Origin of the sequence: Fluviicoccus keumensis, assembly GCF_004217445.1 — a bacterium.
GTDB lineage: Bacteria > Pseudomonadota > Gammaproteobacteria > Pseudomonadales > Moraxellaceae > Fluviicoccus > Fluviicoccus keumensis.
The window spans coordinates 458,345-481,963 of record NZ_SHKX01000012.1; the positions used below are offsets into that span (position 1 = coordinate 458,345).

The 23,619-nt window shown below is 57.8% G+C and carries 19 protein-coding genes and 1 pseudogene; 5 read left to right on the forward strand and 15 right to left on the reverse strand.

The window, feature by feature from the left end; genetic code table 11:
* Nucleotides 1-30: 30 nt before the first annotated feature.
* From EV700_RS10330 to cysM, 11 genes are all read right to left on the reverse strand, one after another.
* A complete protein-coding gene (locus tag EV700_RS10330) occupies nucleotides 31-1,659 on the reverse strand; it encodes a CTP synthase (protein WP_130413407.1) in 1,629 nt (542 codons plus the stop codon).
* A gap of 189 nt (nucleotides 1,660-1,848) precedes the next feature.
* On the reverse strand, nucleotides 1,849-2,874 hold the full coding sequence (locus tag EV700_RS10335) for a porin (protein WP_130413409.1): 1,026 nt from the start codon (nucleotides 2,872-2,874) through the stop codon (nucleotides 1,849-1,851).
* 306 nt (nucleotides 2,875-3,180) lie between these two features.
* Nucleotides 3,181-4,251, reverse strand: a complete 1,071-nt coding sequence (locus EV700_RS10340) for a porin (RefSeq protein ID WP_130413411.1) — start codon at nucleotides 4,249-4,251, stop codon at nucleotides 3,181-3,183.
* 262 nt (nucleotides 4,252-4,513) lie between these two features.
* Nucleotides 4,514-5,773, reverse strand: a complete 1,260-nt coding sequence (locus EV700_RS10345; protein ID WP_130413413.1) for a molybdopterin molybdotransferase MoeA — start codon at nucleotides 5,771-5,773, stop codon at nucleotides 4,514-4,516.
* Between the two features lie 3 nt (nucleotides 5,774-5,776).
* The gene (moaB, locus tag EV700_RS10350) at nucleotides 5,777-6,319 is read right to left on the reverse strand and encodes a molybdenum cofactor biosynthesis protein B (RefSeq protein ID WP_130413415.1); all 543 of its coding nucleotides are present in this window, start codon (nucleotides 6,317-6,319) and stop codon (nucleotides 5,777-5,779) included.
* A 48-nt stretch (nucleotides 6,320-6,367) separates the two neighbouring features.
* Nucleotides 6,368-7,363 (reverse strand): GTP 3',8-cyclase MoaA, encoded by a 996-nt coding sequence (gene moaA / locus EV700_RS10355; RefSeq protein ID WP_130413417.1) that lies wholly within the window; start codon nucleotides 7,361-7,363, stop codon nucleotides 6,368-6,370.
* Between the two features lie 59 nt (nucleotides 7,364-7,422).
* The gene (gene mazG / locus EV700_RS10360) at nucleotides 7,423-8,226 is read right to left on the reverse strand and encodes a nucleoside triphosphate pyrophosphohydrolase (protein WP_130413419.1); all 804 of its coding nucleotides are present in this window, start codon (nucleotides 8,224-8,226) and stop codon (nucleotides 7,423-7,425) included.
* A gap of 3 nt (nucleotides 8,227-8,229) precedes the next feature.
* Nucleotides 8,230-10,494, reverse strand: a complete 2,265-nt coding sequence (gene relA, locus EV700_RS10365) for a GTP diphosphokinase (RefSeq protein ID WP_130413421.1) — start codon at nucleotides 10,492-10,494, stop codon at nucleotides 8,230-8,232.
* Between the two features lie 3 nt (nucleotides 10,495-10,497).
* Entirely contained in the window at nucleotides 10,498-11,832 is a 1,335-nt protein-coding gene (gene rlmD / locus EV700_RS10370; RefSeq protein WP_130413423.1) for a 23S rRNA (uracil(1939)-C(5))-methyltransferase RlmD, read from the reverse strand.
* Nucleotides 11,832-12,635 carry a 3'-5' exonuclease gene (locus EV700_RS10375; protein WP_130413425.1) on the reverse strand — a complete coding sequence of 268 codons (804 nt, stop codon included), beginning with the start codon at nucleotides 12,633-12,635 and terminating at the stop codon, nucleotides 11,832-11,834. The genes rlmD and EV700_RS10375 overlap by 1 nt, the downstream gene beginning before the upstream one ends.
* 66 nt (nucleotides 12,636-12,701) lie before the next feature.
* A complete protein-coding gene (cysM, locus tag EV700_RS10380) occupies nucleotides 12,702-13,595 on the reverse strand; it encodes a cysteine synthase CysM (protein ID WP_130413427.1) in 894 nt (297 codons plus the stop codon).
* A 102-nt stretch (nucleotides 13,596-13,697) separates the two neighbouring features.
* Between cysM and EV700_RS10385 the strand changes: the two genes are divergently transcribed.
* Nucleotides 13,698-16,418, forward strand: coding sequence for a response regulator (locus tag EV700_RS10385; RefSeq protein ID WP_130413429.1), 2,721 nt, complete (start codon nucleotides 13,698-13,700; stop codon nucleotides 16,416-16,418).
* A 288-nt stretch (nucleotides 16,419-16,706) separates the two neighbouring features.
* Here the strand turns inward: EV700_RS10385 and EV700_RS10390 are convergent, their stop codons facing one another.
* Entirely contained in the window at nucleotides 16,707-17,453 is a 747-nt protein-coding gene (locus EV700_RS10390; RefSeq protein ID WP_130413431.1) for a DUF2846 domain-containing protein, read from the reverse strand.
* Nucleotides 17,454-17,591: 138 nt separating this feature from the next.
* On the opposite strand from EV700_RS10390, the gene EV700_RS10395 reads away from it, so the two are divergent.
* Nucleotides 17,592-18,449 (forward strand): arginase, encoded by an 858-nt coding sequence (locus tag EV700_RS10395; protein ID WP_130413433.1) that lies wholly within the window; start codon nucleotides 17,592-17,594, stop codon nucleotides 18,447-18,449.
* A gap of 39 nt (nucleotides 18,450-18,488) precedes the next feature.
* Here the strand turns inward: EV700_RS10395 and EV700_RS10400 are convergent, their stop codons facing one another.
* Nucleotides 18,489-19,130, reverse strand: coding sequence for a YiaD family glycine zipper/OmpA-like lipoprotein (locus EV700_RS10400; protein ID WP_130413435.1), 642 nt, complete (start codon nucleotides 19,128-19,130; stop codon nucleotides 18,489-18,491).
* 197 nt (nucleotides 19,131-19,327) lie between these two features.
* On the opposite strand from EV700_RS10400, the gene EV700_RS10405 reads away from it, so the two are divergent.
* Complete coding sequence (locus EV700_RS10405; protein WP_130413437.1) at nucleotides 19,328-20,410, forward strand: 3-deoxy-7-phosphoheptulonate synthase; 1,083 nt, start codon at nucleotides 19,328-19,330, stop codon at nucleotides 20,408-20,410.
* 53 nt (nucleotides 20,411-20,463) lie between these two features.
* On the opposite strand, the gene EV700_RS10410 is transcribed toward EV700_RS10405, so the two are convergent.
* On the reverse strand, nucleotides 20,464-21,234 hold the full coding sequence (locus EV700_RS10410) for an alpha/beta hydrolase (RefSeq protein WP_130413439.1): 771 nt from the start codon (nucleotides 21,232-21,234) through the stop codon (nucleotides 20,464-20,466).
* Between the two features lie 68 nt (nucleotides 21,235-21,302).
* A complete protein-coding gene (locus EV700_RS10415; protein ID WP_130413441.1) occupies nucleotides 21,303-22,208 on the reverse strand; it encodes an alpha/beta fold hydrolase in 906 nt (301 codons plus the stop codon).
* A gap of 192 nt (nucleotides 22,209-22,400) precedes the next feature.
* Here EV700_RS10415 and rsxA point away from each other — a divergent pair, with 192 nt between their 5' ends.
* Nucleotides 22,401-22,985 (forward strand): electron transport complex subunit RsxA, encoded by a 585-nt coding sequence (rsxA, locus tag EV700_RS10420; RefSeq protein WP_130413443.1) that lies wholly within the window; start codon nucleotides 22,401-22,403, stop codon nucleotides 22,983-22,985.
* A gap of 36 nt (nucleotides 22,986-23,021) precedes the next feature.
* A pseudogene (gene rsxB, locus EV700_RS10425) lies at nucleotides 23,022-23,525 on the forward strand (electron transport complex subunit RsxB); the annotation flags it as partial.
* Nucleotides 23,526-23,619: the final 94 nt, after the last annotated feature.

Genomic DNA, 23,619 nt, shown 5'->3' on the forward strand with positions numbered 1-23,619 from the left:
TCCTAGCAAGCGTAATTAATTATTGTTGTATCAGGATTTGTAAGCCAGCGCCGCACCCACGAAGCCGCTGAACAGCGGATGGCCGCCGCGCGGGGAACTGGTGAACTCGGGGTGGAACTGACAGGCCAGGAACCAGGGGTGAGTCGGGATTTCCACGACCTCCACCAGGTTCTGGTCTGCGCTGCGGCCGGAAATGCGCAGGCCCTTGTCAACCAGGCGGGCGATATAGCCGCTGTTCACCTCATAACGATGACGATGGCGCTCGACAATGGTGTCGGCTCCGTACACCTTGCGCGCCAGTGTACCCGGCTCCAGATGGCAAGCCTGTGCGCCAAGTCGCATGGTGCCGCCCAGATTGGAGTTTTCATCGCGGGTAATCTGCTCGCCGGCTTCATTGGTCCACTCAGTGATCAATGCAATGATGGGGTGCGCGCATTGCTTGTTGAATTCGGTAGACGAAGCACCGCCAAGCCCAACCACATTACGGGCATATTCGATCACGGCCAATTGCATGCCCAAGCAGATACCCAGATACGGAACCTTGTTTTCACGGGCATAGCGGATGGCCGCCATCTTGCCTTCCGTACCGCGGTCACCGAAGCCGCCGGGCACCAGAATGGCGTCGGCATCCTTCAGCATTTCCACGCCTTGGGTTTCGACAGATTCGGCGTCAATGTAGTCAATACGCACCTTGGTGCGATGCTGGATGCCGGCGTGCAGCAAGGCTTCGTTCAGGGACTTGTAGGCGTCCGGCAATTCGATGTACTTGCCAACCATGGCGATGGTGACTTCACGTTCCGGCTTCAGCAGACCGTCAACCACGGCATCCCAATCGCTCAAATCGGCAGCGGGGCGCTGGCCCAAGGCCAGCCGTTCGATAACGTAGTCATCCAGACCCTGCTCGTGCAGGGTGCGCGGAATCATGTAAATGCTGGCTACATCTTCCGCCAGAATCACCGCCCGCTCTTCCACATTGGTGAAGAGGGAAATCTTGCGGCGAGACTCTTCGGAAATCTGGTGGTCGGAGCGGCAGATCAACACGTCGGGCTGCAGGCCAATGGAGCGCAACTCCTTGACGGAATGCTGGGTCGGCTTGGTCTTGGTTTCACCGGCGGAGGCGATATACGGCACCAGTGTCAGGTGCACCATCAACGAACCCGAGAAGCCGAGCTCAACCCGCATCTGGCGGACTGCTTCCATGAACGGCAGCGACTCGATATCACCCGCCGTGCCGCCAATTTCGATGATGGCGACATCGTAGCCGCGGGCCCCTTCCCGGATACGCTGCTTGATCATGTCGGTGATGTGCGGAATCACCTGGACGGTTGCGCCCAGATAGTCACCGCGACGCTCACGGGAAATGACGTCCATGTAAATCCGGCCGGAGGAAAAGCTGTTGTTTTTGGTCATGCGCGAATGGCGCAGGAAACGCTCATAATAGCCCAGGTCAAGGTCGGTTTCCGCACCGTCTTCGGTCACAAACACTTCACCATGCTGGTAAGGACTCATGGTGCCCGGATCGACATTAATGTACGGATCCATTTTCGTCATGATGACCTTGAGACCACGGGCTTCAAGCAGCGACGCCAGCGAGGCGGCGGAAATGCCTTTGCCCAATGAAGAAACAACGCCACCGGTAACAAAAATGTACTTGGTCATGAAGAAACCTGGACTGATTAAGCAGGAGTAGGAAGGAATGCGCGGCGATTTTAACAGGGAGGGCGTTTTGTCTCAACGCGAAGCCGGCCGATCGGCCAAAGAAAAAGCCCGCAAGGTGCGGGCCAGTCGAAAATCCGTATCGTACAGCGTCCTGGGGATGGCCATCCGTGGCCGAGAATGAAGCGGTGCTTAGAACTTGTGTTCCACACCGGCTGCCAGTGCAGTCAGGGTGTAATCTGCGTTGACAGCCAGTTTGTCTTCCTTCTGCGTGGTGTACCAGGCGAAAGCCTTGGTCTTGGACGTGAAGTTATGGTCAACGCCAACCGACAGTTGCGTGTGCTTCTGGGTGGTGGCGGCGCTGTTGTCTGCCTTGGCTTCACCGTATTGCAGCTTCAGGACTTCGTCACCCAGCTTGTAGGCGGCGCCCAGCTGCCAGCTGGCTTCCTTGTTCTTGTTGCCGCCGGCGGCAACACTGGACTGTTCGCTGGTGCCGTAAATCGCGTTCAGAGTCAGATCCTGAATCTTGTACGAGCCAACCAGACGGATGTTGTCGCTTTCACGGGTGCCGCTGAGCGCGGTGGCGCCGGTAATGTTGTTGTCGAAGGCCAAAGCGGCGTAGATGCCGTTTTCTTCGTTGTTGTAGACAACCGAAGCGGAGTTGCCGTTAGCCGGGGTGACCGAGTCCTGGGTCTGAAGCTGAACATTGATGGTGATGGCATCCAGCAACTTGGGGCTTTCATAGCCAACCACATTGTTGATGCGGTTTTCACCGGCAATGATGAACTTCATGTCACCCTGGTAATCGTTGAACAGGTCGATTTCGCCCTGAGCCAGCTTGGTGTAAGTGTCATACTTGCCCAGTTTGACGGTACCCAGCTTCTGGCTCTTGATGCCCAGGAAACGGTTACGCTGGGTCAGATCCAGCTTGCTGCTGCCGGCAATGCCGCTGGCGTCTTCGCCATCGGCAGCCACTTCCCATTCGATACCGTAAACAGCGCTCAGGTCGGCGGTCAGTTCGTCTTCACCCTTCACGCCGAAGCGGGAGGCGTTGCTGACGGAGCGGGTAAATTCTTCATCCTTGGTGACGGGGTTTTCAAAGTCTTTCTTGTAGCTCTCAACGGACAGGTTCAGCTTGCCATAGACTTTGGGGGCGGCATTCGCCATCGGGGCGGCAACAGCGGCGGCGATGCTGATGGCGATAAGCGACTTTTTCATTCAAGGTCTCCTCAACACTGAGTCATAAAAGGCTGTAACACTGGCGTTACAACTTGGGCGTAGTATTGGCGGCCAAAATGACAGTTCGGTGTCTCCCAGATGACAGAATTGTGAAACCTGAAATATTTGACTGACGATTGGCCGTGTTTGCTACCGGTTCAAATAAGGTCCGGAAGCCACTGAGGCACTTTAATCAGTCTTTTTAATTCTTAAAAATACTTAATAATTCTTAATTAATTCGATTTTTGAATAATTGAGGTCATAAAAAAACCCGCCGAGGCGGGTTTTTTTATGACAGCCGGAAGCTTAGAAGCGAACTTCCACGCCGGTACCCAGTTGCATGCCGGTTTCAGAACCGCCGCCATTGGAGTACTTGTCCTTGCCGCTAGCCAGGTTGGCAAACACCTTGGTGTTTTGCGTGTAGGCATAGTCGACGCCCACGCCGATCAGGCTGATCTTGTCCTTCTCTTCGGGAGCAGCGGCCACGATAGCGGCAGCGTTGTTACCCTTGACGCTGGCAGAAATGATTTCACCCTTGTAGGTCAGCTTGTCCATGGTATAAGCAGCGCTCAGCACGATCGCAGACTCGTCAGCCTTGTCAGCGGACTTGTTCAGCTTGGACTTCTGGATCAAGCCAGCCACGACAAAATCGCCCATCTTGTAGCGTGCAACCAGACGGGTGGCATCGCGCGGTGCTGTTGTAACAATACCCAGATTGGCAGCTGCATTGGCGGAGATGGTGCTGCTGACCTTCTTGTCAAAGGCGGCAGACAGATACAGGCTGTCATCTTCGTAGCTGAAGGCTGCGGAGTAAGCATCAGCCAGGTGGTTCTTGCTGTTAGCAGGCAGCTTGCCGCTCTCACCCGGTTGCAGGGTGACGTTGGCACCAAACACGTCCAGAATCTTCGGCGACACGTAGTTGATCGAGTTGTTCAGACGGGTCTGGCCGGAGATGAAGTTCTTCATGTCCAGATTGTTCAGGTCGTTGAAAACGTCAACCTGATCTTCAGAGGTCTTCAGGGGAGAATCAATGGCGCCCAAGCGGATGGTGCCCAGGTTGCCGTGCTTCAGACCGACATAGCGTTCACGGCCAGTCAGGTCGGCGACACCTTGTGTGTCACCGGAAACTTCCCATTCAGCCTTGTAAACCGCAGTGAAATCGTCGGACAGCTTTTCGCTACCCTTGATACCGACGCGGGAGGCGTTGCTGTTGACTTCCCAGTTGGAGCTTTTGACAGACGGAGAAACTGTCTTGTCATTCATCTTGGTGTAGTCGACAGACAGATTCAGACGACCGTAAACGGTCGGAGTGGCCTGTGCGGTCAGCGGCAGAAGAACAGCGGCACCCACGGCCAGAGCAAGCAGATTACGTTTCATTCTCAGAATCCCCTTTCGGTTTGAAGTTATGCAGCATCACACTGCCTGGTACATTCTGGTGCATCTCACCGGATGCATTCCTGAAGTACCGCGCTACATGTGACATAACTTGTAACAACTTAAGCGGGCTGTCAACAACATTTTGCAAAACATTTCAGGTTTTTTTACTTGTTTTTGCAAAATTTACCGACTAACAGCCCATGCCCGGTTGGTGTATTTGCACCAATCTGGATCGACTTGTAACAAAACATTCATTTCAGCGTCAAGCAACCCCGAACCCGGAAAAGGGCAAAAAGTGAACAAAATCACCCGGCTTCAAGGTTACGCCTGCTGGAACCCGGGCCACGCCATCAGCCCGCAAGCTGGAAGACAGAACACCACTACTCTGGTTGCCATGTTTTTCCAGCGTTTGGCCTGTTCCGTCATTCACGATTCTAACCCGGAAATATTCCTCTCTTTTCAAAGGCTTGGAGACCTCGAAGGCGATCGGCATCCGGTATTCCAGCGGCGCGTAACCTTGACTCTGGCCCTGACGCGCCAGCAGGAATTGACGGCCAAGTATTAAAAATGTAATCCACACGGATTGCGGGTTTCCCGGCAGACCGATAAAGGCGGTTTCACCCAGGCTGCCGAAGGCCAGCGGCTTGCCGGGCTTGATGGCGATTTTCCAGAAATCCAGCTTCCCGGTTTGTTCAACGGCGGTCTTCACGTGATCTTCTTCGCCGACGGATACGCCGCCGGTGCTGATAACCACATCCGCCAGTGTCTGAGCGCGTTGCAAAGCAGACAGGGTATCCGGGAGGTTATCGGCAATGACGCCCAGATCAACGATTTCGACATCCAGACGCTTTAGCAGCGCCTGTAGCAAATAACGATTGCTGTTGTAAATTTGCCCGCTGTGCTGCAGTGGATTGCCGGGCTCCACCAATTCATCGCCGGTACTGAGAATGGCAACCCGGAGTCGCCGGTAAACCGGAACCCGCGCGATGCCCAGCGAGGCCAGCATGCCGATGGCTGCCGGGCCCAAGCGCTCTCCCTGTGTCAGGATGGGTGTTCCGACGGTGATGTCCTGCCCTGCCCTCCGGATATTTTCCCCGGTGCGGAAAGCCTGGCGGATGATGACCCGGTTGTTTGCTTCCACACAGCAATTCTCTTGCATGACAACCGCATTGGCACCCTCGGGAATGACCGCGCCGGTAAAAATACGGGCGGCGGTGCCCGGCTCCAGCGGTAACGGGTTGGCTCCGGCCGGAATGCGCTGGCTGATGTGCAAGGACAAGGGAACTTCGCCAAGACTATCCGTATGCAGGGCGTAGCCATCCATGGCGCTGTTGTCGCGGGGAGGCACATTGACCGGAGCAAGGATGTCCTGCGCCAGTACCCGGTTCAACGCCGATTCCAGGGGGACCGTTTCAATCTCCGGCGTCTTGGCCAAACCGGCCTGACGCAGGCGTTCAATGGCTTGGGAAACCGGCATTAAGGAGGTTGAGGCCGGAAGGTCGCCGCATCCGCAATCACTCATGATTTATCCCCGCGATTCGCAATAGGCCGCCTGTTTCAGGTGCGGTACGAAATTGCAGGGGCGGTTACGGTTATCCAGTTGTTGCAGAAGGATATTTTGCCAGGCGGTACGACAGGCGTTGGTGGATCCCGGCAGACAGAAAATCACGGTATTGTTGGCGATGCCTGACACGGCGCGTGATTGCAGCGTGCTGGTGCCGATCTCCTGCAGCGAAAAATGGCGGAACAGTTCACCAAAGCCGTCCACAGACTTGTCGAAAAGCACGGTGACGGCTTCCGGCGTGCTGTCGCGCCCGGAAAAGCCGGTGCCACCGGTGATAATGACCGCCTGGGTCAACGGGTCGGCAATCCAGGCCGAGATGACGGCGCGGATCTGATAGATATCATCTTTCACGATGCGGCGATCCGCCAGCAGATGACCTGCTTCGGCCAATGCGTCTACCAGAAACTGTCCTGAAGTGTCGGTTTCCAGTGAGCGGGTATCGGAGACGGTCAGGACGGCTATTTGCAGTGGAATGAAGGGTTTGTCAGCTTTGTTATGGCTCATGAGAGTGTTCCTGATTTAATGGGCATCTGAGGGCGGTTCCGGGCACGGTCAGCCTCCTGTCATGTTCATGAAACGGACAATCCGGGGTTCATCCTCGTCGAGATTGAAATAATGACGTTCGGGCTTCAAGGGCAAGGCATTGATGATGGCGTTGCGCAGGGGAATATCGTTGTCGGGATGCTCGCGCAGGACTTGCTTCAGATCGGCGGAATGTTCGTTACCGAGACAGAGCAGCAAACGCCCTTCCACCGTCACGCGCACGCGGTTGCAGGTTCCACAGAAATTATGACTATGGGGCGAAATGAAGCCGAGCCGGCTTGCGGAGTCCGCCATGCGGTAATAGCGTGAGGGGCCGCCGGTCTGATCGGTGGCTGCCAGCAAGGGATGGCGTTGCTGGATGATCCGGCGGATTTCCTCGCTGCTGATGTAGGTGCGGGCGCGGTCGTGTTCGCTGATGGCCCCCAACGGCATTTCTTCTATAAAGGAAAGGTCAAGACCCCGGTTTCGGGCGAAGTCGGTCAACGGCAGGATTTCATCATCATTACGGCCGCGCAGGATAACGGCGTTGAGCTTGGTCCGCTCGAAGCCGGCGGATTGCACCGCATCGATTCCGGATAGCACTTCCCCCAGATTGCCGGTTCGGGTGATGGCGCGGAACCGGGCCGGATCCAGGCTGTCCAGACTGATATTGATGCGGCTGAGTCCGGCATCGAAAAGGGGGCGGGCCAACTTGGCCAGTTGGGAGCCGTTGGTGGTGAGCGTCAGCTCGCGCAGTCCCGGCAAGGCAGCCAGTTTTTCGACCAGCCAGAGGATATTCGGGCGAACCAGCGGCTCACCGCCGGTGAGCCGCAATTTTGTCACGCCCATTTCCACGAACGCCTTGCCAACCCGATGGATTTCCTCAAGGCTGAGCACCTGATGGCGCGGCAGGAACTGCATGTCTTCGCTCATGCAATAGACGCAGCGGAAATCACAACGGTCCGTGACGGATAGCCGTACATAGGTGATTTCACGTCCGAAGCCGTCAACAAGACGAGAGGTCATGACCGGTGGTTCCCAATAGCCTGTGTTCATTATAGTCCCGGCCATGGCACCTCCGGGTACTAGTCGATTGGCGGGCTTCCTTCCAGCCCTTTGGCTTCCTGCCACAGCGCTTCCATTTCGCTGAGCGTGCTGGAATCAAGGGTTTTGCCCATGGCCCGCACGCGGTCCTCGATATGGTTGAAGCGCCGGACGAATTTTTCGTTGGTCTGCTTCAGGGCCAGTTCGCTGTCAACATCCAGATGACGGGCAAGATTGACGGCGCAGAACAACAGGTCGCCCACTTCCCCGGGCACATCTTCCGGGTTGTGCCGGAATGCCTGGTCAATCTCATCCAGTTCTTCCCGCATCTTGGTCAATACCGCGCGCGGGTCGTGCCAGTCGAAACCGACTTTTGACGCCTGCCTCTGCAATTTCTCGGCGCGCGCCAAAGCGGGCAGCCCGGACGATACCTGTTCCATAAAATGACCGCCCTTCCCCTTTTCCACCCTCTCTTCCGCCTTTATAAGTTCCCATTGGGAACTTACTTCTTCAGGGGTCAGGCCGGTCTGGTCGGCAAACACATGGGGATGCCTTCGGACCAGCTTGGCGCTGATGCCTTGAACAACGTCGGAAAAGTCGAACAGTCCCTGCTCGCGGGCGATTTGTGACTGGAAGACAACCTGAAGCAACAGGTCGCCCAATTCCTCGCACAGATGCCGGTAGTCACGCGAGGAGATCGCTTCGGTGACTTCATGGGCTTCTTCAATAACATATTTTGCGAGGCTGTCAAAGCTTTGCTTGCGATCCCAACTGCATCCGTTGTCACTTCGCAGCGTAGCCATGATCTCGAGCAGGTCGCCGAGTGTGTAGTTCTTGTCCGTCATGGCTCAGGGTCTTGGCTGGCTGGTGGTCAGGCGGCGGGCGGCGATGACATTGGGTTGCTGCTCGATGCGGGCCAGCAACCGCCCCAGCTGTCCCAGGCTTTCCACTTCCACCACAATCTCCATGGAGGCGGTGCCATCCTGCTTGTTCGATTCAGTATGAACGCCGGTAACGTTGACGTGTTCGTTGGCCAATACGGCGGTGATGTCGCGCAGCAGGCCGGTACGATCCCAAGCGTGAATATGGATGTTGACGGGTTGGACCGAGCCCACGGCTTGTTGCCAGCTGACCTCGATAATACGATCCGGCTCTTCTTCCTGGAGTTTGAGAAGCTCACTGCAGCCGCGCGCGTGAACGCTGATGCCGCGGTTATGGGTGATGTAACCGATGACAGGTTCACCCGGAATCGGACGGCAGCATCCGGCGACATGAGTCAGCATATTGTCCATGCCTTCAACGATGACACCGCTGCGCGAGGCTTTACGCCCCTTGTTCAGCTGGATCTCCGGAGCCGGTGCGGCGGCGTCCTGCGGCAGGCTTTCAGCGATCATCGCCACCACATTCGACGCCCGGATATCACCCGCACCAATCCCGGCCAGCACATCGTCGGCTGTTTTGACGTTCAGGCGCGCCGCGTAATCGGCCAGATTGACATGACGCAGCGTCAGGGCCAGACGCGCCAGATCCTTTTCCAGATAATCACGCCCGACACTGATGTTGTTTTCGCGATCCTGAAGCTTGAACCATTGCCGCACCTTGGCCTGGGCGCGCGTGGTGCCCAGATATCCCAGACTGCCCGACAGCCAGTCCCGGCTGGGGGTACCCCCTTTCTGGGTCAGGATTTCCACCTGGTCGCCGGTTTGCAGGCGGGTGTTCATGGGCACAATCCGCCCGTTGACCTTGGCGCCGCGACAGGAATGGCCCAGCTGGGTATGGATGGTATAGGCAAAATCGAGCGGGGTGGCGCCGGCCTCCATGTCGATGACATGGCCGTCGCGGGTGAAGACATAGACCCGCTCATAACGGATGGACTGACGGATCTGGTCGGCGAGGACATCGATCTGCCCTTCCCCCATATCCTCCTGCCATTCCAGCACCTGCCGCAGCCAGGCGATCTTGCTTTCGTAACCGGCATCCTTGCTGTTGCCCTTGGTGCCTTCCTTGTAGACCCAATGCGCGCAAACGCCCAGTTCGGCTTCTTCGTGCATGTTCTGGGTGCGGATCTGCACTTCCAGCGCTTTCCCGTCGGGGCCGATCACGGCCGTGTGCAATGAGCGGTAGCCGTTTTCCTTGGGAGTCGCGATGTAATCATCAAACTCCTTGGGAATATGTTTCCACAGGGAATGCACAATGCCGAGCACGGCGTAACAATCACGAACTTCGCGCACCATGATGCGCACGGCGCGGATGTCATACAGCTCATGGAAGCTGAGCTTCTTGCGCTGCATTTTTCGCCAGATTGAATAAATATGTTTGGCGCGACCGCTGATTTCAGCCTGGATATCGGCCGCTGTCAGAGCGGACTTCAGTTGCTTGATGACGTTCTGGATGTATTCGTCGCGTTGCAGTCGCTTCTCGTCAAGCAAGCGGGCAATGTGCTTGTAGGCTTCGGGCTCCAGATAGCGGAAGGACAGGTCTTCCAGCTCCCATTTGATCTGGCCTATGCCAAGACGATGCGCCAGCGGGGCGTAAATATCGAAGATTTCGCGGGCCACACGGCGTTTACGTTCGTCGGAAGCATCTTTCAGTTCACGGATGGCGAAGGTACGTTCCGCCAACTTGATCAGGGCTACGCGGACATCGTCGATCATGGCGACGAGCATCTTGCGCATGTTGTCCAGCTGCAACTGGCTCTGCGAGAATTTGCTGTTGCCGGAGTTGGGATTGATGATCTGGCTGATGGTCGCCATGCGCAACACGCCTTCAATCAGCAGGGCGGTATCCACGCCGAATTCCTTGCGGACGATATCCAGCGTGGTCTTGCCTTCCCGGACGGCGCGGTAAAGCACGGCGGCGACAATGGACTCCTGGTCGAGCTTCAAGTCCGCAAGAATGTCGGCCATGGCGAGGCCGGTCAGATAACTGTTGGTTCGCGTGCTCCAGGGGTGTTCCTTGGCGTAGCTTTCGTCCGCTTCATGGGCGAATAGACAGGCGCGCCGCAACACATCGGGCTCATGCAACTCGACCTGCGCGCCGATGCGGTCAATCCAGGCCTCCAGATTGACCTGACCGTCTTCACGCAGCGGATAATCTTCGCGAACCTTGACCATCGCTCAACCTTTTTCGAACAAGGCAATCGACTCGACATGGGCGGTATGGGTGAACATATCCATCACACCCGCTTTTTTCAGTTTATAGCCGGCCTTGACCAGTTCGCCTGCATCACGGGCCAGTGTCGCCGGGTTGCAAGAGACATAGACGATCCGTTTTGCCCCGAAATGAGGCAAATATCGTACCACTTCAAGCGCACCGGAGCGCGGCGGGTCAATCAACAGCGCGTCGAAGCCCTCTTTTGCCCAAGGCTGTCCGGAAAAATCGGCGGTCAGATCCTGCGCGTAGAAGTCGACATTACTGATGCCGTTGTACTTGGCGTTCTCATACCCGCGCTCGGTCATGGCGGCATCCCCTTCCACGCCAATCACATGGCCGGCGTGTTTCGCCAGCGGCAAGGTGAAGTTGCCCAAGCCGCAAAACAGGTCCAGCACACGTTCGTGCGGTTGCGGATTCAACATCTCGATGGCCAGTTTCACCATCTGGCGGTTGATGCCAGCGTTGACCTGGGTAAAGTCCAGCGGATGAAAGCGCATGGTCAGGTCGAAATCCGGGAAAGCATAGGTCAGCCGGTCTTCCCCTTCCACCGGCCAGACGCGATGAACCGTGCTGTAATTACCCGGTTGCAGGTAACACTGCCAATCGAGATCGCGGCAGAAGCCCACCAGCTTGTCCTGATCGGCTACGGACAGCGGCTCCATGTGCCGGAACACCAAAGCTACCCCGGTATCCCCGGCGGCGAACTCGATTTGCGGCAGCGTATCTTTTGCATCCATGCCGCCAATCAGTTCACGCAAAGCCGTGATGCGTCCGCCAATGCGCTGGTCGAGCACGGCGCAGGAAGACAATTCCGCCAGATACGGCGATCCCTTTTCGCGGAAACCGACCAGCAAGCTGTCTTTCTTGATGACGAATTTGACGCCCAGGCGAGCCTTGCGGCGGTAGTCCGGGGTGGTGTGCACCAGCGGCGGCAGCCAGGCTTCAGGTTCCAGATTGCCAAAATGGCGGAATTGTTCTTCCAGAACTTTTTGTTTGAAAGCGATCTGGGCCGATGGCGCCATGTGCTGCAACTCGCAGCCTCCGCAAATGCCAAAGTGCGGGCATGGCGGCGCGATGCGCTCGGCTGAAGCCTGAAGTACTTCGACGGTATCGGCTTCGTTGTACTTGCCACGGATCAGCGTGGTGCGCGCGGTGACGGTTTCCCCGGTCAAAGCGCCGCGCACAAAAACGGTTTTGCCCTCATGATGCGCAATGCCGCGGCCTTCATGGCTGAGACGGGTAATGGTCAGGGTATCCGGAGCCTGGTCTTTCAGGCGCTGGCGCTGTTTTCTGTTCATCAGTCGTGGGTCTCTTGAGCCGCATTCCATGCGCTGAGGAATTCCTGCAAATGCGGTTTGGGGCTGGTGGTCAGCAGTTCACGAACCAATTCGATTTCACGCTCGTGATCCGGACGGAACATCTCACCCCTCAGCAGCTGGAAGCGCAGATACACCAGCCAGGTGTTCAGCACATCAGTTTCGCAATAGTGGCGGATGGCGGGCAGTTGCCCGCTCAGGAACTGGTCATAAACCTGGCTGCCATCCATGCCCATTTTTCCGGGAAATCCCAGGAAAGAAGCAATCTGGTCCAGTGGTTGGGCGGCGCGGGCCTGATACATCGACAGAACATCCATCAGGTCGACATGCCGCAGATGGAAACGATTGATGTAGTTGTTGTAGCGGAAATCCTTGTAGTGGTCGCCCATTTCCCAGTACATCGGCGCGCTGATCTGGTGCAGCATCGCCCGGTAATGCAGCACCGGCAGATCAAAGCCGCTGCCGTTCCAGGACACCAGCGTCAGGTCATACTTGTCGATCGCGGAAAAGAATCGCCGGATGATATCGGCCTCATCGCCATCTTCTTCACCCAAGGACCAGACGCGGATTGTGTCACCGATGCGCAGCACCACCGAGATACAGACAATCCGGTGCAGATGGTGCCGGAAGAAATCCGAACCGCCGCTCTCTTGCCGCCGGATGTTCTTAAGGGCTTCAAATGCTTCGGCATCGTCCAGATTGGTCAGTCCGTACAAACGCTTGGCGCGGGGAATATCGGGAATGGTTTCAATATCGAAAACCAGCGTTCCTTTTTCTCTGGGCATGGCTGCAACTTCCTTTATGTTCCGGTTTCATGGCCGGACCGGCGTCATTCCGATCCCGGCTTATCCTTATTTGGCGGAAAACAGTCCGGTGGACAGGTATCGATCCCCGCGATCGCAAATGATAGCGACCATGACCGCATCGCGCACCTGCTCGGCCAGCTGCAGCATGGCCCACACGGCTCCGCCGGAAGACACGCCGGCACAGATCCCCTCTTCCCGGGCCAGTCGGCGCATGGTGTCCTCGGCCGCCGTTTGCGGGATATCCATGATCAGGTCAACACGTTCACGTTCAAAAATAGTCGGCAAATAGGCTTCCGGCCAGCGGCGGATACCGGCGATCTGGGCGCCATCCCCCGGCTGGAGGCCGACAATCCTGACGTCGGGATTTTGTTCCTTGAGAAAGCGGGAAACGCCCATGATGGTTCCGGTCGTGCCCATGGAGCTGATGAAGTGCGTAACCGATCCGTGGGTATCCCGCCAGATTTCAGGCCCCGTGCTTTCATAATGCGCCAAGGGGTTGTCCGGATTACCGAACTGGTTCAGCACGATACCCTGTCCTTCCGCCTGCATGCGCAGCGCCAGGTCACGCGCACCCTCCATGCCGGAAGCGTGAGGTACTTCGATCAGGGTGGCGCCATAGGCGATCATGGCGTCCTTGCGCTCCTGACTCATGTGGTCCGGCATGATCAGGATCATGCGGTAGCCCTTCATGGCCGCCACCATCGCCAGTGCGATGCCGGTATTGCCGCTGGTCGCCTCGATCAGGGTGTCGCCAGGACGGATAACGCCCTTCTGTTCGGCGCGCAGGATCATGTTCAACGCCGGACGATCCTTGACCGAACCGGCAGGATTATTGCCTTCCAGCTTCACCAGCAGGGTATTGCCGGTATGGGCTCCCAGTCGTTGCAGCCGAACCAGCGGTGTGTTGCCAACGCAGTGTTCGAGTGTCTGGTATGTCATGTCGGAAGCCTCCGGGAATCTGGGGCGCGATTGTAAAGAAAAAGTGCTGCCAGTGACATGCTCTTTCGCTAAAGTAGCCGGATTGCCTCCGAATGACTTCCCATGAAAACGGTCAGCCTGCATACCCGCCTCCTGCTTGCCACCCTGGTTCCCGTCACCCTGTTTGTGATGATTCACGGCATACTGACGGTCATGTTCCGGTTTCAGGATATTGATGATCTGCAAACCCGTAATGCCGGGCTGCTGGTGGAGAAATACCGACTGGAGGTCATGGCGACATCGTCCGCGGCGCAATGGCCCGGTGTGCTGCAGGCGGCGCTGGAGAGCCGCTACGTCCGTTCCATCCGCGTGATGGCCTCCTCAAAGGATACGGTAGCCCACGCGGGGCCGATGTTGCAGGTTCCCGTCGCCGTGCTGCCGTCGACGATGACGCTGCGGTCGACCGAGTCTCCGCTGGGAGAGGTTTACCTGCAAGCTATTGCCCCTTTTGAATATCAGGGGAGCAAATACTGGATTGCGCTGGAGTTGCGACCAGCGCCGTTCATCATCGCGCGCTATCAGTCCGCGATCATCAACTCCATTACGGCCTTTATTTTCCTGTTTGTCCTAGCCTTGCTGCTGACATCCGCCTTGCGCCGCTGGCTGGAGCCTATCGGTCATATGAGCCGGCAAATCAGCCGCTTGACCCCGGACAGTCTTGATCAGCGTATTGTCTGCAAGGCAGAGGGAGATCTGGCCGAACTGCAGGATGACATCAACAGCCTGCTTGCCAAGGTAGAACACAGTGTCGCGGAACTGCGTCAGGATATTGAACAGACGCGGGCCGACCTGGAGGAAAATTATCAAACGATTGAAGCCCAGAATATCGAGCTTCGTCTTTCGCGCGCGCAGGCGATTGAAGGCAATCGCATCAAATCGGCTTTCCTGGCCAATATCAGTCATGAATTACGGACTCCGCTGAACAGCATCAATGGATTCAGCCGGCTGCTGCTGAAGTCGCAGTTGCTGCCCCGTCAGGCGGACTTTGTCGAAACCATCCAGAAGTCCGCGAACAATTTGTTGGCGATCATTAATGATGTTCTGGATTTCTCCAAGATCGAAGCAGGAAAGCTGCAGCTGGAAAAACAGCCCTTTATGCTGGAAGACGCTGTCTTTGATGTACTCAACATGTTGTCGCCGCAGGCGGATGACAAGGGCTTGGAGCAGATTGCCTACATTTACGATGATGTTCCGCAGGTGGTTGAGGGTGACGCGCTCCGCCTGAAACAGGTTTTGACCAATTTGGTCAGTAACGCTATCAAATTCACCAGCCAAGGTGAGGTTGTTGTGCGCGTCATGCTTGAGGATACCCGCGCCCATCATCATGTCATCCGGATCAGCGTCAGTGATACCGGTATTGGCCTCAGCCGCACGGCCAAAGCGGATTTGTTTCAGGCCTTTCAGCAAGGCGACCCCTCGGTCAGCCGGCAATTTGGCGGTACGGGGCTGGGTTTGGTGATCGCCAAGAATCTGGTTGAGTTGATGGATGGCCAAATCGGTTTTGATGAAAATCAGGAAAAGGGGTCAACTTTCTGGTTTGATTTCAAGGCTGGAATTGCCGATAACAAAACGGCGCACAACGTTTCGTTGAAGCAAAAGCGTATTGTCGTCCTGGAGCCTCATGACAAGACTTCACAGCTGATTACCGGAGTCTTGATGCGCGCCGAGGCGCAGGTGCAGGCACAATCCACCACCGCCGGACTGGTTTCGGTCCTGGATGAAGGCTGTGATGCTGTCGTTATCGGCGCGGGATATTTCGGCGCATCTCCGGAGTCATTCCTGCAACAGATCCGCTCGCGCTTCAGCGGGCCGGTTGTCGTGCTGACGCGAGGCTATGACAATCAGCTGGAAAGCCGTCATGTCGAGGGTTACCGCCTGCAATGCCTCCCCAAACCGGTCCGGCCGCGGCAGTTGTTGGCCGTGCTGGCCCAAGGCTTGAGCCTGGTTCGTTTTCTCCGTCCGGAAACCCCGGCGCCCGAGATTCCTGAACAAAGCCGTCAGCTTGACTTGCGCATTCTGGCGGTGGATGACCATCCCGCCAATCTCAAACTGGTATGTACGCTCTTGCAAGACATGGGGATTGAGACTGTTGCCGCCAGCTCGGGCGCCGAAGCGGTCGAGCTGGCGCGTCGGGGAGGTTTTGACCTGATTTTCATGGATATCCAGATGCCGGGCATGTCTGGTATCGATGCCACGCGCGCCATTCGGGCGCATGAGTCCGATGGAAAGCGTGTTCCGATCGTCGCCTTAACCGCGCATGCCTTGGCCGACGAACGCGAATACATGTTGCAAGAAGGCATGAATGATTATTTGACCAAGCCGTTACAGGAAGAACAACTGATACACATCATCGAGCGTTGGACCGGCGTCGTGGTGCAGGAGTCACCCTGGCATGGAGCCGTGGATGGACCGCTGGCCGGTAACACGCTGATCGACTGGCAGGAATGCCTGCAGCTGGCTGCCGGAAAAGCGGATCTTGCCCGGGATATGCTCACCATGCTTCTGGATAATCTGGATGCGCAACGTGAGAAAATGGAAGCGTCATTTGAACAAGGCTTGTTTCCGGCCTTGCTGGCGCACACGCATTACCTGCATGGCGCAACACGTTATTGCGGGGTTCCATCGCTGAGGAATGCCGCCGGGGCACTGGAAACCGGCCTCAAGCAGGCGCTGAAGGATTCCCCGGATCAGGTTGCCGGTCTTATTGCTGACAAATTTGAAAGTCTGAAACGGATCATGACCGAATTGGCCAGCCTGAATCAGCAGGATCATTTGCCGCTCTAGCGCATCGTCAGGAGTTCGAGTCGGTGGAACGCTGCTTTTCCATGCGTTCAATAAAGGCACGATCAGTTTTGGCGTAGTGCCTGACGGCACGGCGGACATTCCAGAGCAAAGGGGCCATGCAGCAAACCCCCGTAACAACAAGCCCCCATCCGAGCATCGGGGCCGGTATGGTGGTTCCGGGGGCCAGCTTGCCGAGAATTACGGCAAACCCTAACCCGGCCATAGCCATGCCCACCATGTCCAGCAGCACCCACCCGATCGAAATATGATTGGGCGGACGGGAAGGGTTTACCAACTCAGGGGGTTCCACCAGATGGCTTTGCGGGCGATGGAAACATCCTTTTGGGATTGAATGCGTTCGGGAGGAACCGGATGCTCGCCGGTGTTATACAAATCAAAAGGCTTCCAGCGCTGTTGCGCCAGCGTCGCGAAGGCATAGCCCGGACGGTCCAGCTGGGTTTCACGGATTTCTTTCAGCGCCATCGCTTCCGGCATCTGATTCATCGGGCCGGCCTTGATCAGGCCTGCTGACTGATCGGGCTTGAAGCGGAAGTCCTCTTCGTCGTAACGGAAGTAATAACGCTTGCCGCCTTCAACCTTCAGCTTGGTCTTGAAGATGAAGCCCAGATACACCGGCCCTACCGGGCGACGACCCGCAAATTCGTACTCACCTGCCGGCAACTCCATCCAGAAATAGGCGTTGTTGCGGAGGCCATGCAGGCGGCGGCCATTCAGGAAAATACTCGGGGCGATAATTTCTTCAGAGTTCCAGACACTGTTTGGCCGGTAGATATAGACAATGGCGTTACGGGCGTCAGTGGCGGGTACGGGCTGGAACAGGGAACCTTTGGTTGAGGCAATATACGAACCCAAGGTGAACTCGCGGGGACGATAATTGTCGAGGACATGGTCAATCTTGCCGCGCAATTCGGTCAGTTGCGGATTGCTGACGGGGTGCAAGGCAACCTGCGGGTTTGAGCAGGCGGTCAATGCAAAAAGGCCGGCGCAAGCCAATCCTGGTCCAAGGCGACGCATATGAGAAATCCTCACTCTAATTTCCGGTAACGCTCGGTTGAGCGGATGTTACCTTTGATTCCATTGGCATGGGAATGCCCATGTCTTTATTTTTGATTGTGATATGTTGAATGAGAACACAATTTCGGAAAATGGACAATGAAATCCGTCGCAATCGGCGCAGGTTTCGCCGTGGGTGGAGCTGACGCCGGTAATCGCGCCGCGCCTGTGGTGCTGGCCCGCAGCCGCTTCAGCAGCCGGTTGGGGACGCTGGATGGCGGCCTGGTCTGGCAGTGCCCCGCTACCCCCCTTCCCTGGCCAGACAGCGTGCCGGAACTTCGCCGTTCCTGCATTCAGCTGGCCCGTCGTGTCGAGCGGCAACGCCATCGCGGCCTCCCGGTCATTATCGGCGGCGATCACAGTTGCGCGCTGGGCACCTGGAACGGCGTGACCGGTTTTGGACGGTATCCGGTCGGCCTTTTGTGGATAGATGCCCATCTGGACAGCCATACGCCGTTTACATCGCCCAGTCGCCATATTCACGGCATGCCGCTTGCGCTGTTGCTGGGTGAAGGTGATAGCCGCCTGTTGTTGTCCGGGTCCGGGGTTGTGGATCCACGGTGCTGCGCTGTGCTGGGTGTCCGCAGTTTCGAGGCGGGAGAACCCGAGCGGCTGAACCGGCTGGGGGTGCGCTTTTACACCATGGATGAAATCAGACGGCGCGGACTGCGCGTCTGTGTGCAGGAGGCCTGGCATCGCGTTTCCAGGGCAAGACACGGGTTTGGCGTCAGTCTTGACCTGGACGCCATCGATCCCCGATTTGCTCCCGGCGTAAGCGTACCTGAGCCGGGCGGATTGTCCCTGCCCCATTTATTGCAATCGCTTCGAGGTCTTCCCAGGCAGCGACTGCGGGCCATCGAGGTCGTCGAGTTTAATCCGCTGCTGGATCGGGACGAGCGAACCCAGCGGACCCTGACCCGTTTGGTGAATGCTCTTCGGGGTAACTGCCGCCCATAAAAAATGCCGGACTGGCCGGCATTTCTATTATCGCGACAATCAGACCGATTCGGGCGGATTGATCGAGATCTCGACGCGACGATTCTGCGCGCGCCCAACCTCGGTGCTGTTGTCGGCAATTGGCTTGGTCTTGCCGAAACCGACCGCATTGATCCGGCTGGAGGAAACGCCCTGGCTGCTCAGGTAAGCGGCTACGGAAGAAGCGCGATCCTGGGACAGCTTCATGTTGTAATCATCACGACCCACGTTGTCAGTATGGCCTGACACGGTGATGGTGGTCTTGTTGAACTCTTTCAGGGTCTTCGCGACACTATTCAGCGTGTCGTAGAAGTCAGGCTTGATGGCGCTCTGAGCGGTCGGGAAAGTGATGTTGCCCGGCATGATCAGGGTCAGGGCGCCGGTCTGCTTGTCCTTCTGGACACCGACACCGGTACCTTGCAGCTGCGCACGCAGTTTCTTTTCCTGATTGTCCATGTACAGGCCGACACCGCCGCCCAAGGCTGCGCCGATTGCAGCACCCTCGTTGCGGTGGCCCTTGCCACCAGCCAGTGCGCCCACGGCGGCGCCGGTCAACGCGCCGATGGCTGTCTTGCTCACTTGTTTCTCACCGGTGTAAGGATTGGTGGTGCAACCCCCCAGCATCAGGCTTCCGGCAACGGCAGCAATAAGAACGGAACGCATGGGAATCTCCCTTGTTGATAAATCTGGTTTGCCATATTAAACAGAAGCACGCATGGTCATGTAATGATTTATTGTTACAATTTGACATGGTTTGCGATTTACAGGGGCATTTATCGTTACGCCCTCTCCTGTTGAGGGGTGACACTTTCCCCGGTTTCCCCCTACAATCGAATGCTTTACCAAACCTGTTCATTATCATGACCATCGACTCCCTGATTGAAGATATCAACGTCCGTTCGACGGATGTCCTGATCACGCCCGCCGCGCTGAAGGATGAGTTGCCCCTCAGCGAAAGCGCCCGCAAGGTCGTGCTGTCCGGTCGCCAGACCATCCGCAATATCCTTGACGGCAAGGATCACCGCCTGTTCATCGTGCTGGGCCCCTGCTCCATTCATGACCTGAAAGCCGCCAAGGAGTATGCTGACCGCCTGAAAGAACTGGCTGCCAAGGTGGAAGACACCTTGTATCTGGTGATGCGCGTCTATTTCGAGAAGCCGCGCACCACGGTTGGCTGGAAAGGCCTGATCAACGATCCGGACATGAACGACTCCTTCGATATCCAGAAGGGGCTGCATATCGGTCGCAAGCTGTTGCTGGAACTGAACGAAATGGGTCTGCCCTGCGCCACCGAAGCGCTGGATCCGATGTCGCCGCAGTACATGCACGACCTGATCGCCTGGTCCGCCATCGGCGCGCGCACCACCGAATCGCAGACGCACCGGGAAATGTCCAGCGGCCTGTCGTCGCCGGTCGGCTTCAAGAACGGTACTGACGGCGGCCTGAAAGTGGCGATCAACGCACTGCTGTCCGTGGCCAACCCGCACAGTTTCCTGGGCATCAACCAGGAAGGCCAGGTGGCGATCATCAATACCAAGGGCAATGCCTACGGCCATGTGGTGTTGCGCGGCGGCGACGGCAAGCCCAATTACGACTCCGTGTCGGTGGCGCTGGCCGAGCGCGAGCTGGATAAGGCCAAGGTGCCGCACAACATCATGATCGACGCCAGCCACGCCAACTCCAACAAGGACCCGGCGCTGCAACCGCTGGTGATGGACAACGTCAGCAACCAGATTCTGGAAGGCAACAAGTCCATTGTCGGCCTGATGGTGGAAAGCCACCTGAAGTTCGGCCGTCAGGACATTCCGAAGGATCTGTCGCAGCTGGAATACGGCAAGTCCGTGACCGACGGCTGCATTGACTGGGCCACCACGGAAGAAGCCGTGCTGAAAATGCGCGACAAGCTGAAGGATGTGCTGCCGAAGCGCCGCCAGTCGGTCTGAGGATGGCGAAATGAAAAGGGAGCCTCGGCTCCCTTTTTCATTATTGGACGCGGTCAATCCGCATGGCGGCTGACCCAGCTTTCCACGGCTCCGGCCACGGCTTCCCAGCCCTGCTCCTCCAGAATCCAGTGCGAGTGCCCGGCAAACTCCATGTAGGTGGCATTCTTGCCGTATTTTTCGGCGACCTTGTGTACCACGACCGCCGGTGTCATCCGATCCTCGGTGGCGGCGACGACCAGCATCGGCTGCTTGACCTTGGCGGCGTTGATGGAAGTGGAACGGTTGATGTCAAACGGCCAGTAGCCGATTTCAAAAGCCGCGCGGCCGGATTCATGCACAAAGGCGGCGTAGGCTTGTTGCTGCTCTGCGGGTGGCAGCAGGTTGAGAATGCCGTAGCAGGCTTCCTGAAAGGTAATCCGCATCGGTTTTTTCCAGAATCCCCAGGAAGACTGGATGCTCATCGTGCTGCGGATGACGGACAGCTTGAGGGCGTTGATGCCCGCCGGGGAAGCCGGCGTCATCAGCACAATCGCCTTGCCCAGACCGCGTTCGGCCAACAGCTGCGCGATCAGCCCACCCATGCTGTGCCCCATGATCACCGGCGGCTCCGGCATGGCGCGGATCAGCGCCTCCAGATCATCGACATAATCCTCTATGCCGGTGTCGCCCAGCCCGGCGGGCGGCGGCGCATCCGGCGGCACATCATGGTGACGCAGGTCGGGAACCACGCAGGTATACCCCCGGCCTTCGAAGAAATCGCGATACTTCCGCCAGTTGGCGTGGGTGCCCCACATCCCGTGAATCATGACAATCGTGCGGCTCATGGCAGGCTCCTCAAATCGACGGCGGGAAACGCACTGTGACGGCCCCGGCTCAGGTATAGCTGAAAAACTCAGGCGGCGCGGCGGAAATTGCTGACAAACAGCCCGGCGAGATGCGGCACCAGCGCCTTGGGGATATCGTGTCCCATGCCGTCGACCAGCTCCAGCCGAGCACCGGCAATGCTGCTGGCGATGGCCTTGCCCCCCGCGGGCCGCACCAGCTTGTCTTCCTTGCCGTGCACCACCAGCGTCGGCGCCTTGATCTGCGGCGCCAGTGAACGCAGGCTGCCCGAGCCCATCACCGCCAGGAAATGACGCTTCACACCGGCGGGATGGAAGCTGCGGTCCATCAGTTCATTGGCGAAGCGGCGGATTTCCGCGGGATCGCCGGGATAGCCGGGGCTGCCGATGCGGGTGAAAACCTTGACGCTGTGATCCAGCAGCACTTCACGCGGGGCCTTGGCGCCCGGCCCCTTGATCAGCGGCAACAGCGCGCCGGGGTGCGGCGGCGGCAGCAGCGCCTGGTTGTTGCTGGAGAACAGGATATTCAGGCTGCGCAAACGATCGGGATATTTGGCGGCGACAATCTGGGCGATCATGCCGCCCATGGATGCGCCTACCACATGCGCCTTGTCGATTTTCAGGAAGTCCAGCAGGCCGATCGCGTCGGAAGCCATGTCGTACAGGGTATAGGGCGACGGGTTGCGCAGCCCGAGCTGGAAGCGCGCCATCGCCACCAGGAAGTTCTGTTTCTGGCTGCGGATGCGGATCTTGCTGGACAGGCCGATATCCCGGTTGTCGAAGCGGATGACGCGGTAGCCGTTGTTAACGAGATTTTCGCAGAAACTGTCCGGCCACAGCAGCATTTGCGCGCCCAGCCCCATGATCAGCAGCACCGCCGGGTCCGATTCCTTGCCCCAGGATTCATAGCACAATTCGATTTCACCCACGCGGGCCACACCCTGGGTACGGTTCATGTCATTTCCTGTGTAAATTAAAGGAGTTGCGGGCGCGAAACTGTCCCAGCCCTCGAACATACCCGATGTTGTACTGCCGTTCCAGTGTCCCACGCGCCGATTTTCCCCGTCAGACCGGCAAGCGGCTTGTGACCCCGGGATGCATCAACGATAATCCCGTTATCAATCCTGATCATCTTCCTGCGAACGGCCATGAGCGAGTATCTGTTGCTGCTGGTGGGCACCATTCTGGTGAACAACTTCGTGCTGGTCCAGTTTCTGGGCCTGTGCCCGTTCATGGGCACCTCGCGCAAGCTGGAAACCGCTGCCGGGCTGGCGCTGGCGACGACGTTCGTGCTGACGGTGTCCTCGGTGCTGGCCTATGCCTCATCGGTGCTGCTGCTTAAGCCGCTGCATCTGGAATACCTGAACACCTTGACCTTCATCCTGGTGATCGCGGTGACAGTGCAGTTCACGGAAATGGTGATGCACAAGACCAGTCCGGCGCTGTACCGCGTTTTGGGCATCTACCTGCCGCTGATCACCACCAACTGCATCGTGCTGGGTGTGGCGTTGCTGAACGTGCGCCAGGACAACCCCAGCTTCATCAAGGCGCTGTTGACCGGGCTGGGTTCAGGGCTGGGCTTTGCGCTGGTGCTGGTGCTGTTCGCGGGCCTGCGCGAGCGCATCAACGTGGCAGATGTGCCGCGCCCTTTCCGGGGCAGCGCCATCGCGCTGGTGACCGCCGGGCTGATGTCGTTGTCCTTCATGGGCTTTTCCGGCCTGATCCGGTTCTAGCCTGATGACGAACCTGTCCCTTTGCCCGGGTAGCCCATGACCGCCTTTGTCCTTGCCCTTGCGGTCGCCCTGTTTGCCGTGCTTCTGCTGTCGCTGTTTTCCGGCGGCCTGCTGGGCTTTGCGGCGGAAAAATTCCGCATCGAGGCCGATCCGATTGTTGACCGCATTGACGCCCTGCTGCCGCAAACACAGTGCGGCCAGTGCGGTCATCCCGGCTGCCATCCCTATGCCGAAGCCATCGCCGCCGGTGAGGCCATCAATCATTGCGTACCCGGCGGTCAGGACACCATCGACAAGCTGGCCGAACTGCTGGGGGTCGATTCGATTCCGCTGGATGCCGAATACGGTGTGGAACAGGAGGTGCGCAAGGTCGCCTTCATCCGGGAAGCAGAATGCATCGGCTGCACCAAGTGCATTCAGGCCTGTCCGGTGGATGCCATCATCGGTGCGGCCAAGCATACGCATACCGTGATTACCAGCGAATGCACCGGCTGCGACCTCTGTGTCGAGCCCTGCCCCGTCGATTGCATTGACATGGTGCCGGTGCCGGTTACCCGCCAGACCTGGCACTGGTCGCCCCCGCCCGGCGTTGGCGCCAGTCCGGCCCGTCTGCCTCAACTCATTCCGGTCCGGC

Bases quoted from the DNA above. Each gene is read 5' to 3' on its own strand.
- EV700_RS10330 (WP_130413407.1), bottom strand. From the start codon at position 1,659: ATGACCAAGTACATTTTTGTTACCGGTGGCGTTGTTTCTTCATTGGGC.
- EV700_RS10335 (WP_130413409.1), bottom strand. From the start codon at position 2,874: ATGAAAAAGTCGCTTATCGCCATCAGCATCGCCGCCGCTGTTGCCGCC.
- EV700_RS10340 (WP_130413411.1), bottom strand. From the start codon at position 4,251: ATGAAACGTAATCTGCTTGCTCTGGCCGTGGGTGCCGCTGTTCTTCTG.
- EV700_RS10345 (WP_130413413.1), bottom strand. From the start codon at position 5,773: ATGAGTGATTGCGGATGCGGCGACCTTCCGGCCTCAACCTCCTTAATG.
- moaB (WP_130413415.1), bottom strand. From the start codon at position 6,319: ATGAGCCATAACAAAGCTGACAAACCCTTCATTCCACTGCAAATAGCC.
- moaA (WP_130413417.1), bottom strand. From the start codon at position 7,363: ATGACCTCTCGTCTTGTTGACGGCTTCGGACGTGAAATCACCTATGTA.
- mazG (WP_130413419.1), bottom strand. From the start codon at position 8,226: ATGACGGACAAGAACTACACACTCGGCGACCTGCTCGAGATCATGGCT.
- relA (WP_130413421.1), bottom strand. From the start codon at position 10,494: ATGGTCAAGGTTCGCGAAGATTATCCGCTGCGTGAAGACGGTCAGGTC.
- rlmD (WP_130413423.1), bottom strand. From the start codon at position 11,832: ATGAACAGAAAACAGCGCCAGCGCCTGAAAGACCAGGCTCCGGATACC.
- EV700_RS10375 (WP_130413425.1), bottom strand. From the start codon at position 12,635: ATGCCCAGAGAAAAAGGAACGCTGGTTTTCGATATTGAAACCATTCCC.
- cysM (WP_130413427.1), bottom strand. From the start codon at position 13,595: ATGACATACCAGACACTCGAACACTGCGTTGGCAACACACCGCTGGTT.
- EV700_RS10385 (WP_130413429.1), top strand. From the start codon at position 13,698: ATGAAAACGGTCAGCCTGCATACCCGCCTCCTGCTTGCCACCCTGGTT.
- EV700_RS10390 (WP_130413431.1), bottom strand. From the start codon at position 17,453: ATGCGTCGCCTTGGACCAGGATTGGCTTGCGCCGGCCTTTTTGCATTG.
- EV700_RS10395 (WP_130413433.1), top strand. From the start codon at position 17,592: ATGAAATCCGTCGCAATCGGCGCAGGTTTCGCCGTGGGTGGAGCTGAC.
- EV700_RS10400 (WP_130413435.1), bottom strand. From the start codon at position 19,130: ATGCGTTCCGTTCTTATTGCTGCCGTTGCCGGAAGCCTGATGCTGGGG.
- EV700_RS10405 (WP_130413437.1), top strand. From the start codon at position 19,328: ATGACCATCGACTCCCTGATTGAAGATATCAACGTCCGTTCGACGGAT.
- EV700_RS10410 (WP_130413439.1), bottom strand. From the start codon at position 21,234: ATGAGCCGCACGATTGTCATGATTCACGGGATGTGGGGCACCCACGCC.
- EV700_RS10415 (WP_130413441.1), bottom strand. From the start codon at position 22,208: ATGAACCGTACCCAGGGTGTGGCCCGCGTGGGTGAAATCGAATTGTGC.
- rsxA (WP_130413443.1), top strand. From the start codon at position 22,401: ATGAGCGAGTATCTGTTGCTGCTGGTGGGCACCATTCTGGTGAACAAC.